The organism is Streptomyces sp. NPDC015242 (genome assembly GCF_043079125.1).
Lineage (GTDB): Bacteria > Actinomycetota > Actinomycetes > Streptomycetales > Streptomycetaceae > Streptomyces.
In genome coordinates this window covers 381,198-393,826 of sequence record NZ_JBIBUF010000002.1, presented here as the reverse complement: position 1 = coordinate 393,826, position 12,629 = coordinate 381,198, and the positions used below count along the sequence as shown (strand labels likewise).

Below are 12,629 nucleotides of genomic sequence, written 5' to 3'. Positions count from 1 at the left end.
CATCTCGACCAGGTTCACGCTCAGACGCGCAGATTCACTCTCATGTGTGACCGTACGCACACCGTCAGGTAAAGACTGCATCAAATAGTTTGTGATACGGTTCACGAGAACCCCCCGGATAGAGCCGAAGGACCGCAGTGCGACGGTCCAGCGGTGTGAGGTCTCCACTCAGCCCGGGACTACGCTCGTCCATGACGACACCCCTGCCCCCTGCGAAAGCGGAGTTGCCGCCATGCCGTCCAATGACGCCCGGAACCTTCTGCAGTGCGCTGTGCCCACAGCCGCTGCCGGTGTGGTCACGGCCGCCGTCAGTGGCGTGGTGGCCGGCGGAAAGGGAGCCGTCGGCGCCGGCATCGGCGCACTGCTGGCCGTCCTCTTCATGGGGATCGGTCTGTACGTCCTCCAGTGGACGGCAAAAACGCTCCCGCAGTTGTTCCAGGCGATGGGGCTGATGCTCTACGGCGCCCAGTTGCTGCTTCTCATGATCTTCGTCGCCCTCTTCAGGGACACCTCTCTCTTCAACGCGAAGGCGTTCGCCGTCGGGCTCGTCGTCGCGACCGTCGTGTGGATGGCTGCGCAGGCCCGTGCGCACATGAAGGCCAAGATCTTCTACATCGACCCGGACTCCGAGAAGAGCGAGAAGCCCGAGAAGACCGGGTCGTCGTCGTGACGAGTAGGGGCGCGATAAAGGGCAGTACGAACTCCTGCTATCGTCCGGTGCCAACTGCGGCATCGCGGGCGCGGGCATCTGAGCTGACGCCTGCTCGAACGCGAGGCTCGATGCCCCCCAGCCGCCCTCACATCCGTAACACCAGTCCGGTGCCGATCCGCGGCTGCGCGCCGCGCCGACACAACGAGGTTGCCGTACCTATGCGTCACACCGAAGGAGCCCGCGGTGAGTGCTGACCAGACCCAGCTCGCCTTCGACTGGAGCTGTCGGATCATGTCCGACGGGTGTGGTTTTCCGGCACCGGGCCTGCACTCGTTCCTCTTCAAGCCGATCGCCACGGTCGGGGGGTTCGAGTTCAACAAGGTGATGCTGCTCGCCCTCATCACCACCCTCCTCGTCATCGGCTTCTTCTACGCGGCCTTCGGCAAGGCGAAGGTGGTGCCGGGCAAGCTGCAGATGGTCGGTGAAGCCGGATACGACTTCGTCCGCCGCGGCATCGTCTACGAGACCCTCGGCAAGAAGGAGGGCGAGAAGTACGTCCCCCTGATGGTCTCGCTGTTCTTCTTCATCTGGATCATGAACGTCTGGTCCGTGATCCCGCTGGCCCAGTTCCCGGTCTCGTCGATCATCGCGTACCCGATCGTCCTGGCCGCCATCGTCTACATCGTGTGGGTCGGGCTGACCTTCAAGCGGCACGGCTTCGTCGGCTTCTTCAAGAACGTCACCGGCTACGACAAGTCGCTGGGCGCCGTTCTGCCGCTCGTCATGATCATCGAGCTGTTCTCGAACCTGCTGGTCCGCCCGTTCACGCACGCGGTCCGACTGTTCGCCAACATGTTCGCCGGTCACCTGATGCTGGTCATGTTCACGGTCGCCTCCTGGTACCTGCTGAACAGCTGGATGATCCCGGCGGCAGGCGTCTCGTTCGTCATGACGATCGCCATGATCCTCTTCGAGCTTTTCGTGCAGGCCGTCCAGGCGTACGTCTTCGTACTGCTGGCCTGCTCGTACATCCAGGGTGCTCTGGCCGAGCACCACTGAGCACCCAACCCCCCGCCCCAGATCGTCCGGTGGCCAACCCCCGCCGGTCCGTGAAAGAGAAGGAAGATTCAGCATGGCTGCCACTGAGACCCTCGCCGCTGTCTCCGGTTCGCTCGGCTCCATCGGCTACGGCCTCGCCGCCATCGGCCCCGGCATCGGCGTCGGCATCATCTTCGGTAACGGCACCCAGGCCCTCGCCCGTCAGCCCGAGGCCGCCGGCCTGATCCGTGCCAACCAGATCCTCGGCTTCGCGTTCTGTGAGGCGCTCGCCCTCATCGGCATCGTTATGCCGTTCGTGTTCGGTCGCTAAGTCTTAGCCACCTGACACTTTTCGACGAAAGGCACTGATGTGATCGCCAACCTGGTGCAGCTGGCGGCCGAGGAGGAGCAGAGCCCGCTCGTTCCTCCGGGCCCCGAGCTGCTCGTCGGCACCATCGCCTTCGCCATCGTGTTCTTCTTCTTCTGGAAGAAGCTGCTTCCGAACATCAACAAGGTTCTGGAGGAGCGCCGCGCGGCGATCGAAGGCGGTATCGAGGAGGCCGAGACCATGAAGGTCGAGGCCCAGAGCGTCCTTGAGCAGTACAAGGCACAGCTCGCCGAGGCCCGGCACGAGGCCGCGCGTCTGCGCCAGGAGGCGCAGGAGCAGGGTGCCGCGCTCATCGCCGAGATGCGGGCCGAGGGCCAGCGTCAGCGCGAGGAGATCGTCGCCGCGGGTCACGCCCAGATCGAGGCCGACCGCAAGGCCGCCGCGTCCGCGCTGCGCCAGGACGTGGGCAAGCTCGCCACCGACCTGGCCGGCAAGCTCGTCGGCGAGTCCCTGGAGGACCACGCCCGGCAGAGCCGCGTGATCGACCGGTTCCTCGACGAGCTCGAGGAGAAGGCCGAGGCCGGCCGATGAACGGAGCGAGCCGCGAGGCCCTGGCAGCCGCACGGGAGCGTCTCGACGCGCTGACGGACTCCACGTCCGTCCAGGCGGGCTCGCTCGCCGACGAGCTGGCCGCCGTCACCGCGCTGCTCGACCGCGAGGTGTCGCTGCGTCGGGTCCTCACCGACCCGGCGCAGGCCGGCGAGGCCAAGGCGGAGCTGGCCCAGCGCCTGCTCGGCACCCAGGTCAGCGGCCCGGCCGCCGACCTGGTGGCGGGCATGGTGCGCTCCCGCTGGTCGCAGTCGCGCGACCTGGTGGACGCGCTGGAGGAGCTGGCCGACACCGCCGACCTCACCGCCGCCCAGCAGGCCGGCAAGCTCGACGACGTCGAGGACGAGCTGTTCCGGTTCGGCCGGATCGTCTCCGGCAGCACCGAGCTGCGTGCCGCGCTGACCGACCGCAAGGCCACCACCTCGGCCAAGGGCGAGCTGCTGCGCAGCCTGCTCGGCGGCCGTGCGCAGCCGGCCACGGAGCGTCTGGTGACGCGCCTTGTGACCGCGCCGCGGGGACGTAGCCTGGAGTCGGGACTGGAGTCCCTGTCCAAGCTCGCCGCCGACCGGCGCAACCGCATGGTCGCCACCGTGACCTCGGCGGTGCCGCTGAGCGACGCGCAGAAGCAGCGCCTGGGCGCCGTGCTCGCGAAGCTCTACGGCCGCACCATGCACCTCAACCTGGACGTGGACCCCGAGGTCCTCGGCGGTATCCGGGTGCAGGTCGGCGACGAGGTGATCAACGGCTCCCTCGCGGACCGCATCGAGGACGCCAGCCGCCGGCTCGCCGGCTGAGCAGCAACTCAATAGGCACAACGTACTTACGACGGCCCTGGTTGGGCCGTGCAGAAGAATCCTGGGGGTCGCCCCCAGACCCCCTAAGAAACTTCGGGCCCAACAAGGAGAGCAGGGAACCCAGATGGCGGAGCTCACGATCCGGCCGGAGGAGATCCGGGACGCGCTGGAGAACTTCGTCCAGGCGTACAAGCCGGACGCGGCCTCGCGCGAGGAGGTCGGTACGGTCACCTTTGCCGGCGACGGCATCGCGAAGGTCGAGGGCCTGCCCTCGACCATGGCCAACGAGCTGCTGAAGTTCGAGGACGGCACCCTCGGCCTCGCCCTCAACCTCGAGGAGCGCGAGATCGGTGCCATCGTCCTCGGCGAGTTCAGCGGCGTCGAGGAGGGACAGCCGGTCTCCCGCACCGGTGAGGTTCTCTCCGTCGCGGTGGGCGAGGGCTACCTCGGCCGCGTGGTGGACCCCCTCGGCAACCCGATCGACGGCCTCGGCGAGATCGAGACCGAAGACCGTCGCGCCCTGGAGCTGCAGGCCCCGGGCGTCATGGTCCGCAAGTCGGTGCACGAGCCGATGGAGACGGGCTACAAGGCCGTCGACGCGATGACCCCGATCGGCCGCGGTCAGCGTCAGCTGATCATCGGTGACCGCCAGACCGGCAAGACCGCCCTGGCCGTCGACACGATCATCAACCAGCGCGACAACTGGCGCACCGGCGACCCGAACAAGCAGGTCCGCTGCATCTACGTCGCCATCGGCCAGAAGGGCTCCACCATCGCCGGCGTGCGCGGCGCTCTGGAGGAGGCCGGCGCGCTGGAGTACACGACCATCGTCGCCGCCCCGGCGTCCGACCCGGCCGGCTTCAAGTACCTGGCGCCCTACACCGGTTCGGCCATCGGCCAGCACTGGATGTACCAGGGCAAGCACGTCCTGATCATCTTCGACGACCTGTCGAAGCAGGCCGACGCCTACCGCGCCGTGTCGCTGCTGCTGCGCCGCCCGCCGGGCCGTGAGGCCTACCCGGGTGACGTCTTCTACCTGCACTCCCGCCTGCTGGAGCGCTGCGCCAAGCTCTCCGACGAGATGGGCGCGGGTTCGATGACCGGTCTGCCGATCGTCGAGACCAAGGCCAACGACGTCTCGGCGTTCATCCCGACCAACGTCATCTCCATCACCGACGGCCAGTGCTTCCTGGAGTCGGACCTGTTCAACGCCGGTCAGCGCCCCGCGCTGAACGTCGGTATCTCCGTCTCCCGAGTCGGTGGTTCCGCGCAGCACAAGGCGATGAAGCAGGTCTCCGGCCGTCTGCGCGTGGACCTCGCCCAGTTCCGCGAGCTGGAGGCGTTCGCCGCCTTCGGTTCCGACCTGGACGCCGCGTCGAAGGCGCAGCTGGAGCGCGGTCAGCGCATGGTCGAGCTGCTGAAGCAGCCGCAGTACCAGCCGATGGCCACCGAGGACCAGGTCGTCTCCGTCTGGGCCGGCACCACCGGCAAGATGGACGACGTCCCCGTCGCCGACATCCGCCGCTTCGAGAAGGAGCTGCTGGAGTACCTGCACCGCAAGGAGCAGGGCCTGATGACCTCCATCCGTGAGGGCGGCAAGATGTCCGACGACACCCTGCAGGCCGTCGCCGACGCCATCGCGGAGTTCAAGAAGCAGTTCGAGACCTCCGACGGCAAGCTGCTCGGCGAGGACGCCCCGGCTGCCGGCAAGTGACGACGGAAGGGACCTGACTCATGGGAGCCCAGCTCCGGGTCTACAAGCGTCGCATCCGATCCGTCACCGCGACCAAGAAGATCACCAAGGCGATGGAGATGATCGCCGCCTCGCGCGTCGTCAAGGCGCAGCGCAAGGTGGCGGCCTCCACCCCGTACGCGACCGAGCTCACCCGTGCGGTCACGGCGGTCGCCACCGGGTCTAACACCAAGCACCCGCTGACGACGGAGCCGGAGAACCCGACCCGTGCCGCGGTCCTGCTCCTCACGAGCGACCGCGGTCTGGCCGGCGCCTTCAACTCCAACGCCATCAAGGCCGCGGAGAAGCTCACGGCGAAGCTGGAGGCCGAGGGCAAGGAGGTCGTCAACTTCATCGTCGGCCGCCGCGGTGTCGCCCACTACAACTTCCGCGAGCGCAAGATCGCGGAGTCGTTCACGGGCTTCACCGACGACCCGTCGTACGCGGACGCCAAGAAGGTCGCGGCACCGCTGATCGAGGCCATCGAGACGGAGACGGCCGAGGGCGGCGTGGACGAGCTCCACATCGTCTACACCGAGTTCGTGTCGATGATGACGCAGACGGCGATCGAGGCCCGGCTCCTGCCGCTCAGCCTCGAAGAGGTCGAGGCGGAGGCCAAGCCCAAGGGCGAGATCCTCCCGCTGTTCGACTTCGAGCCCTCGGCGGAGGACGTCCTGGACGCCCTGCTGCCGCGTTACGTGGAGAGCCGCATCTACAACGCGCTGCTCCAGTCGGCCGCCTCCAAGCACGCCGCCACGCGGCGCGCGATGAAGTCGGCCACCGACAACGCCGGCGAGCTCATCGAGACGCTCACCCGGCTTGCCAACCAGGCCCGCCAGGCCGAAATCACCCAGGAAATCAGCGAGATCGTCGGTGGCGCCAGTGCCCTGGCCGACGCGACCGCGGGGAGTGACTGACAAATGACCACCACTGTTGAGCCGACCGCTCCTGCTGGCGTGGCCACTGGCCGCGTCGCGCGGGTCATCGGCCCGGTCGTCGACGTGGAGTTCCCCGTCGACGCGATGCCGGAGATCTACAACGCCCTGCACGTCGAGGTCGCCGACCCGGCGCTCGCGGGCGAGAAGAAGACGCTGACCCTCGAGGTCGCCCAGCACCTGGGTGACGGCCTGGTCCGCGCCATCTCCATGCAGCCCACCGACGGCCTGGTCCGCCAGGCCCCGGTCGTCGACACCGGTGCGGGCATCACCGTCCCGGTCGGCGACTTCACCAAGGGCAAGGTGTTCAACACCCTCGGTGAGGTGCTGAACAGCGACGAGGTGCACGACGGCGAGCGCTGGTCCATCCACCGCAAGGCCCCCGCGTTCGACCAGCTCGAGTCGAAGACCGAGATGTTCGAGACGGGCCTGAAGGTCGTCGACCTGCTGACCCCGTACGTCAAGGGCGGCAAGATCGGTCTGTTCGGTGGCGCCGGTGTCGGCAAGACCGTGCTGATCCAGGAAATGATCATGCGTGTCGCCAACCTCCACGAGGGCGTCTCCGTCTTCGCGGGCGTCGGCGAGCGCACCCGTGAGGGCAACGACCTCATCGCGGAGATGGAAGAGTCCGGCGTTCTGGACAAGACCGCGCTGGTCTTCGGCCAGATGGACGAGCCCCCGGGCACCCGTCTGCGCGTGGCCCTGGCCGGCCTGACGATGGCGGAGTACTTCCGCGACGTCCAGAAGCAGGACGTGCTGTTCTTCATCGACAACATCTTCCGCTTCACCCAGGCCGGTTCCGAGGTGTCGACCCTGCTCGGCCGTATGCCCTCCGCGGTGGGCTACCAGCCGAACCTGGCCGACGAGATGGGCATCCTGCAGGAGCGCATCACCTCGACCCGTGGTCACTCGATCACCTCGATGCAGGCGATCTACGTCCCCGCGGACGACCTGACCGACCCGGCCCCGGCCACCACCTTCGCCCACCTCGACGCGACGACGGTGCTCTCCCGTCCGATCTCCGAGAAGGGCATCTACCCGGCCGTGGACCCGCTGGACTCGACGTCCCGCATCCTCGACCCGCGGTACATCTCGGCGGACCACTACAACGCCGCGATGCGCGTGAAGAACATCCTGCAGAAGTACAAGGACCTGCAGGACATCATCGCGATCCTCGGTATCGACGAGCTCGGCGAGGAGGACAAGCTCGTCGTCCACCGTGCCCGTCGCGTGGAGCGCTTCCTGTCCCAGAACACCCACGCCGCCAAGCAGTTCACCGGCGTGGACGGTTCGGACGTGCCGCTGGACGAGTCGATCGCCGCGTTCAACGCGATCTGCGACGGCGAGTACGACCACTTCCCGGAGCAGGCGTTCTTCATGTGCGGTGGTCTCGAGGACCTGAAGAAGAACGCGAAGGAGCTGGGCGTCTCCTGAGCCTCGCGCTCGATGTGAGCCTCGTGCTCACAGCCGGAGGGGGCGGGGATCGTCCCGCCCCCTTCGTCACGCCCATTAGACTTGTAACCAACACCCGGCACTCCCGCCGGGTGGTGACCCGAGGAGCCACCCTTGGCTGCTGAGCTGCACGTCGCGCTGGTCGCGGCCGACCGTGAGGTCTGGTCCGGCCAGGCCACCCTGGTCGTCGCGCGCACCACGTCCGGCGACATCGGCGTCATGCCCGGTCACCAGCCGCTGCTCGGTGTGCTGGAGTCGGGCCCGGTGACCATCCGCACGAGCGACGGCGGGACGGTCGTCGCCGCGGTGCACGGCGGATTCATCTCGTTCGCCGACGACAAGCTCTCGCTGCTGGCGGAAGTCGCCGAGCTGTCGGACGAGATCGACGTCCAGCGTGCGGAGCGGGAGCTGGAGCGCGCGAAGGCGGAGGACGACGCGGAGGCCCAGCGCCGCGCGGACGTCCGTCTGCGGGCTGCGACGGCGGCGCGCTGACCGCGTCCGCCGTGTGAAGACGTCACTCAGCCGCGGCTGGGTACCGGAGAGATCCGGACCCGGCCGCGGCTGAGGCGGATGTGGGTGTTTTTTACGTTCCGTTACCTAGGAGACGAGGAGGTCGGTGTCGATGGTCCTCGCTCTGACTGTGTGCGGAATCGTGGTGGCCCTCGTGGTGGTGGGCCTGTTCGTCTTCGGGCTGCGCCGCCGGCTCATCCAGCGTTCGGGTGGCACCTTCGACGCCAGCCTGCGCTGGGACGTCCCCGAGCGGAGCGAGCCGAACGGCAAGGGCTGGGCGTACGGCGTGGCCCGGTACAACGGCGACCGCGTCGAGTGGTTCCGTGTCTTCTCGTACTCGCCGCGCCCGCGCCGCGTGCTGGAGCGGTCCTCGATCGAGGTGGCCGGCCGCCGGGTCCCGGAGGGCGAGGAGGAGCTGGCGCTCCTCTCCGACCATGTGATCCTGGCCTGTGTGCACCGGGGCACGCGTCTGGAGCTCGCGATGAGCGAAGACGCGCTGACCGGTTTCCTCGCGTGGCTGGAGGCAGCCCCGCCCGGACAGCGGGTGAACGTGGCGTAGCCACGTTCACCCGCTGGGTGGGGGTCCCCCCGGACGAAGTCCGGGGGAGCGTCAATGTCGCCTAGGGCCTGTGGCCCTTGGAACTTCTCTTTGAAGCGGTCTACTTCAGGCCGCTGTCGATCGCGGTCGCCAGTTCTCCGTTCGCGGTGTCACCGCTGAACTCCCAGAAGAACGCACCGCCCAGGCCCTGGTTCTTGGCCCAGCTCATCTTGCCCGCGATGGTCGCCGGGGTGTCGTAGGACCACCAGTTGCTGCCGCAGTGGGCGTACGCCGTGCCGGCGATGGTGCCGGTGGCCGGGCAGGAGTTCTTGAGGATCTTGTAGTCCTCGATGCCCGCCTCGTAGGTGCCCGGGGCCGCGCCGGTCGCCGAGCCGCCCGGGGCGGACTGGGTGACGCCGGTCCAGCCACGGCCGTAGAAGCCGATGCCGAGCAGGAGCTTCTTGGCCGGGACGCCCTTGGCCTTGAGCTTGGCGATCGCGTCGGCCGAGTTGAAGCCGGCCTGCGGGATCCCCTGGTACGAGGTCAGCGGGGAGTGCGGGGCGGTCGGGCCGTCCTTGTCGAAGGCCCCGAAGTAGTCGTACGTCATCACGTTGTACCAGTCGAGGTACTGGGCGGCGCCGCCGTAGTCGGCCGCGTCGATCTTGCCGCCGTCGGAGCCGTCGGCGGTGATGGCAGCGGTGACCAGGTAGTCCGGGCCGAACTCGTTGCGCAGGGCCTGGGAGAGGGTCTTGAAGGCCGCCGGACCGGACGTGTCACAGGTCAGGCCGCAGGCGTTCGGGTACTCCCAGTCGATGTCGATGCCGTCGAAGACGTCGGCCCAGCGCGGGTCCTCCACGACGGCCTTGCAGGACTTGGCGAACGCGGCCGCGTTCTGTGCGGCCTGGCCGAAGCCGCCGGAGTAGGTCCAGCCGCCGAAGGAGTACAGCACCTTGATGTGCGGGTACTTCGCCTTCAGCTGGCGCAGCTGGTTGAAGTTGCCGCGCAGCGGCTGGTCCCAGGTGTCGGCGGTGCCGCTGACGGACTGGTCGGCGGTGTAGGCCTTGTCGTAGGCGGCGTAGGTGTCGTCGACGGTGCACTGACCGTTCTTGACGTTGCCGAACGCGTAGTTGATGTGGGTGATCTTCGACGCGGTGCCCGACGTCACGAGGTTCTTGACGTGGTAGTTGCGGCCGTAGACGCCCCACTCGGTGAAGTAGCCGAGCTTGACCTTGTCGCCGGTGGGCGGGGGCTCGGTGGTGCCGCCGGTGGTGCGGACGCGGACGGAGCCGCTGACCGGGCCGGTCTGGTCGGCGGTGTCCCGCGCCTGCACGGAGTAGGAGTAGTCCGTGCCCTTGGTCAGGCCGGTGTCCGTGTACGAGGTCGTCGTCACGGTGGCGACCTTGGTGCCGTCGCGCAGGACGTCGTAGTTCTTCACGCCCTTGTCGTCGGTGGCGGCGGACCAGGTCAGCTTCACCGAGGTGTCGGTGATGCCGGAGGCGGTCGGGGTGCCGGGGGCGCTCGGGGCGCTGTCGCCGGGCTGAGTGGTGCCGCCGTCGCAGCTGCCGCCGTTGAGCTTGCAGTTGGCCGGGGAGCCGGAGCCGGAGCCGTTGAAGCCGAAGGTGACGGACGCCCCGGGGGCGAGGGTGCCGTTCCAGGACTTGTTCTTCGCGGTCCAGTGGGAGCCGGAGGAGGTGACGTCGGCGTCCCAGGCGGAGGTGACGGAGGTACCGGAGGGGAAGTCCCACTCGACGGTCCAGGAGCTGATGCTGGTGGTGCCGGTGTTCTTCACCGTCCACTTGCCCTCGAAGCCGGAGCCCCAGTCCTGGGTCTTGGCGTACGTCGCGGTGGCGGACGTCGCGGCCTGGGCCGGGCTCGCCAGGCCGACGAGGCCGGCGAAGGGGAGCAACAGGGTCGCGAACCCTGCCGCGGCTCTGTGTCTGAAGCGCATGCTGCGCCTCCTTGATGGAGTTGTGGGGGGCGTGACTGAGCCTCACGCCACACATGGTGCGGTGAGAATAGAAAGGTCTGGACCACCGGTCAATAGGTCTGGACCACCCTCACCCGCTGTGACGCGGGCCGGATCACACCCGCAACTCCTGCGCGAGCACCGCCGCTTGCACCCGGCTGCGCAGCTCCAGCTTGGCCAGCAGGCGGCTGACGTGGGTCTTCACCGTCGCCTCCGCCATGTCGAGCCGCTCGGCGATGCCCGCGTTGGACAGACCCTCGCCCAGACAGGACAGCACCTCGCGTTCCCGGCGGGTCAGCCGGTCCAGCACCGCCGGGTCGGCCGCCGGTTCCCGCGCGGGCTTCGCGGCGAACTCCGCGATCAGCCGCCGGGTGACCGCCGGGGCGATCAGCCCCTCCCCGCGCGCCACCGTCCGTACCGCCTCCAGCAGGTCCCGCGCCTCGGTGTTCTTCAGCAGGAAACCGGAGGCGCCCGCGCGCAGCGCGCCGAAGACGTACGCGTCCAGGTCGAAGGTGGTCAGCACGAGCACGTCCGCCAGCCCTTCCGCGACGACCTGCCGGGTCGCCGACACGCCGTCCAGGCGCGGCATCTGAACGTCCATCAGCACCAGGTCGGGCCGCAGCGCGCGGGCCAGCGCCACTGCCTGCTCGCCGTCCGCCGCCTCGCCGACCACCTCGATGTCGGGCGCGCTGCGCAGGATGAGGACCAGACCGGCGCGGACGGCCGACTGGTCCTCGGCGACCAGGACGCGGATCATGCGGTGTCTCCTTCGGCGGTGTCGCTGACGGGCAGGGTGGCGCGGACGGCCCAGACCTTGCCGTCCTGCGAGTCCTCGGGGCCGGCCTCGAAGGTGCCGTCCAGCAGCGCGGCGCGCTCGCGCATGCCGACCAGACCGGCGCCCGAGCCGGGGGCCGTGGGCCCGTCGCGGTCACCGTAGGGGCTGGTGACCTCGACCGCCAGGACACCGTCGCGCCGGGCGAGGGACACGGCGACCCGGCCCGCCCCGGCGTGCTTGAGGGCGTTGGTGAGGGACTCCTGGACGATGCGGTAGGCGGCGAGCTCCACGGGCGCCGGGACCGTGCCGGGGGCGGCGTCGAGGGTGACGTCGAGGCCGTTGGTGCGGGCGTTCTCCACCAGGGCGCCGAGACCGTCGAGGGTGGGGGCGGCGACCGGCTCGGTGTCGCCGCTGGAGTCGCGGAGGATGCCGATGAGCCGCCGCATCTCCGCGAGCCCTTCCACGCTGTTCTCGCGGATGACCACCAGTGCCTCCTGCGAGGTCCTGGGGTCCTGGAGGGAGAGGGCTGCCGTGGAGTGGATGGCGATGGCGGAGAGGTGGTTGGCGACCATGTCGTGCAGTTCGCGGGCCATCCGGGCGCGCTCGGCGGTGACGGCCTGGGCGCGGTCCATCTCGGCGAGCAGCGCGGTCTGCTCGGCGCGCAGCCGGGCCGCCTCGGCGGCGTCGCGATGGTTGCGGACGATCAAGCCGGTGGCGGCGGGCCCGAAGGTGATCAGGCCGGTGAGCACGCCGATGAGCAGCGCCTCCGGCTCGCGCCAGACGGCGAACGGCACGACGGCCCCGGCCACCGTGAGCAGCCCGGTGATCCGCGGGATGCGGTGGGCCGAGGCGGGCGGCCCGTACAGGACCGCCGCGTACATCAGGTCGGTGTACATCAGCAGGGTGACCAGGCTGCCCTGGGTGACGAGGTCCAGCACCAGTGCCGGCGTGCCGATCAGCAGGGCCGCGCGCGGGGCGCTGCGGCGCAGCAGCTCGCAGCCCGCCATCACGACGAGCGGCAGCAGCAGCGGCCAGCGCCCGGGCAACAGCACGTACGGCTCGGTGTCCGGACGGGTCGCCAGGCCGACGCCCCACAGCAGCAGGCCGCCGAGGAGCCCGCCCAGCGCCACGTGGACGTCGAAGCGGCGGGGGCGGGGGAGTCGTACGGCCATGGGCTCATCCAACACGGCCGCCGCGCCTCCTGCCTGATTCCCGCGGAGGGTCCTCGACTGCATCTTTCGATGTACCGGGGGTTCGTCAGTCGCGACGACGACTCCGGCCGCGCCGCCCGGGAGCCTGG

At 69.1% G+C, this 12,629-nt stretch carries 13 protein-coding genes; 10 read left to right on the top strand and 3 right to left on the bottom strand.

What is annotated here, in order from left to right:
• Nucleotides 1-232 precede the first annotated feature (232 nt).
• The 10 genes from ACF07N_RS07200 (at nucleotide 233) to ACF07N_RS07155 (ending at nucleotide 8,609) form a co-directional block, all read left to right on the top strand.
• Nucleotides 233-670, top strand: a complete 438-nt coding sequence (locus ACF07N_RS07200; protein WP_392109433.1) for a hypothetical protein — start codon at nucleotides 233-235, stop codon at nucleotides 668-670.
• A gap of 273 nt (nucleotides 671-943) precedes the next feature.
• A complete protein-coding gene (gene atpB, locus ACF07N_RS07195) occupies nucleotides 944-1,711 on the top strand; it encodes a F0F1 ATP synthase subunit A (protein ID WP_383325990.1) in 768 nt (255 codons plus the stop codon).
• A gap of 73 nt (nucleotides 1,712-1,784) precedes the next feature.
• Entirely contained in the window at nucleotides 1,785-2,021 is a 237-nt protein-coding gene (gene atpE / locus ACF07N_RS07190) for an ATP synthase F0 subunit C (protein WP_141313222.1), read from the top strand.
• 39 nt (nucleotides 2,022-2,060) lie between these two features.
• The gene (locus tag ACF07N_RS07185; protein ID WP_383325191.1) at nucleotides 2,061-2,609 is read left to right on the top strand and encodes a F0F1 ATP synthase subunit B; all 549 of its coding nucleotides are present in this window, start codon (nucleotides 2,061-2,063) and stop codon (nucleotides 2,607-2,609) included.
• Entirely contained in the window at nucleotides 2,606-3,421 is an 816-nt protein-coding gene (locus tag ACF07N_RS07180) for a F0F1 ATP synthase subunit delta (RefSeq protein WP_392109429.1), read from the top strand. Before ACF07N_RS07185 ends, ACF07N_RS07180 begins: the two co-directional genes overlap by 4 nt.
• Nucleotides 3,422-3,545: 124 nt before the next feature.
• Nucleotides 3,546-5,135: a F0F1 ATP synthase subunit alpha gene (atpA, locus tag ACF07N_RS07175; protein WP_365087516.1), complete on the top strand. Its 1,590-nt coding sequence runs from the start codon at nucleotides 3,546-3,548 to the stop codon at nucleotides 5,133-5,135.
• A gap of 20 nt (nucleotides 5,136-5,155) precedes the next feature.
• Nucleotides 5,156-6,070 (top strand): F0F1 ATP synthase subunit gamma, encoded by a 915-nt coding sequence (locus tag ACF07N_RS07170; RefSeq protein ID WP_094055915.1) that lies wholly within the window; start codon nucleotides 5,156-5,158, stop codon nucleotides 6,068-6,070.
• 3 nt (nucleotides 6,071-6,073) lie between these two features.
• On the top strand, nucleotides 6,074-7,522 hold the full coding sequence (gene atpD, locus ACF07N_RS07165) for a F0F1 ATP synthase subunit beta (RefSeq protein WP_311679364.1): 1,449 nt from the start codon (nucleotides 6,074-6,076) through the stop codon (nucleotides 7,520-7,522).
• 132 nt (nucleotides 7,523-7,654) lie between these two features.
• Nucleotides 7,655-8,032: a F0F1 ATP synthase subunit epsilon gene (locus tag ACF07N_RS07160; protein WP_094055913.1), complete on the top strand. Its 378-nt coding sequence runs from the start codon at nucleotides 7,655-7,657 to the stop codon at nucleotides 8,030-8,032.
• Nucleotides 8,033-8,162: 130 nt separating this feature from the next.
• Entirely contained in the window at nucleotides 8,163-8,609 is a 447-nt protein-coding gene (locus ACF07N_RS07155) for a DUF2550 domain-containing protein (RefSeq protein ID WP_383325199.1), read from the top strand.
• Nucleotides 8,610-8,709: 100 nt separating this feature from the next.
• On the opposite strand, the gene ACF07N_RS07150 is transcribed toward ACF07N_RS07155, so the two are convergent.
• From ACF07N_RS07150 to ACF07N_RS07140, 3 genes are all read right to left on the bottom strand, one after another.
• Nucleotides 8,710-10,536 (bottom strand): glycosyl hydrolase family 18 protein, encoded by a 1,827-nt coding sequence (locus ACF07N_RS07150; protein ID WP_383337538.1) that lies wholly within the window; start codon nucleotides 10,534-10,536, stop codon nucleotides 8,710-8,712.
• Nucleotides 10,537-10,669: 133 nt separating this feature from the next.
• Entirely contained in the window at nucleotides 10,670-11,311 is a 642-nt protein-coding gene (locus ACF07N_RS07145) for a response regulator (RefSeq protein WP_392109422.1), read from the bottom strand.
• Nucleotides 11,308-12,501, bottom strand: coding sequence for a sensor histidine kinase (locus ACF07N_RS07140; RefSeq protein ID WP_392109419.1), 1,194 nt, complete (start codon nucleotides 12,499-12,501; stop codon nucleotides 11,308-11,310). The genes ACF07N_RS07145 and ACF07N_RS07140 overlap by 4 nt, the downstream gene beginning before the upstream one ends.
• Between the last annotated feature and the right edge of the window lie 128 nt (nucleotides 12,502-12,629).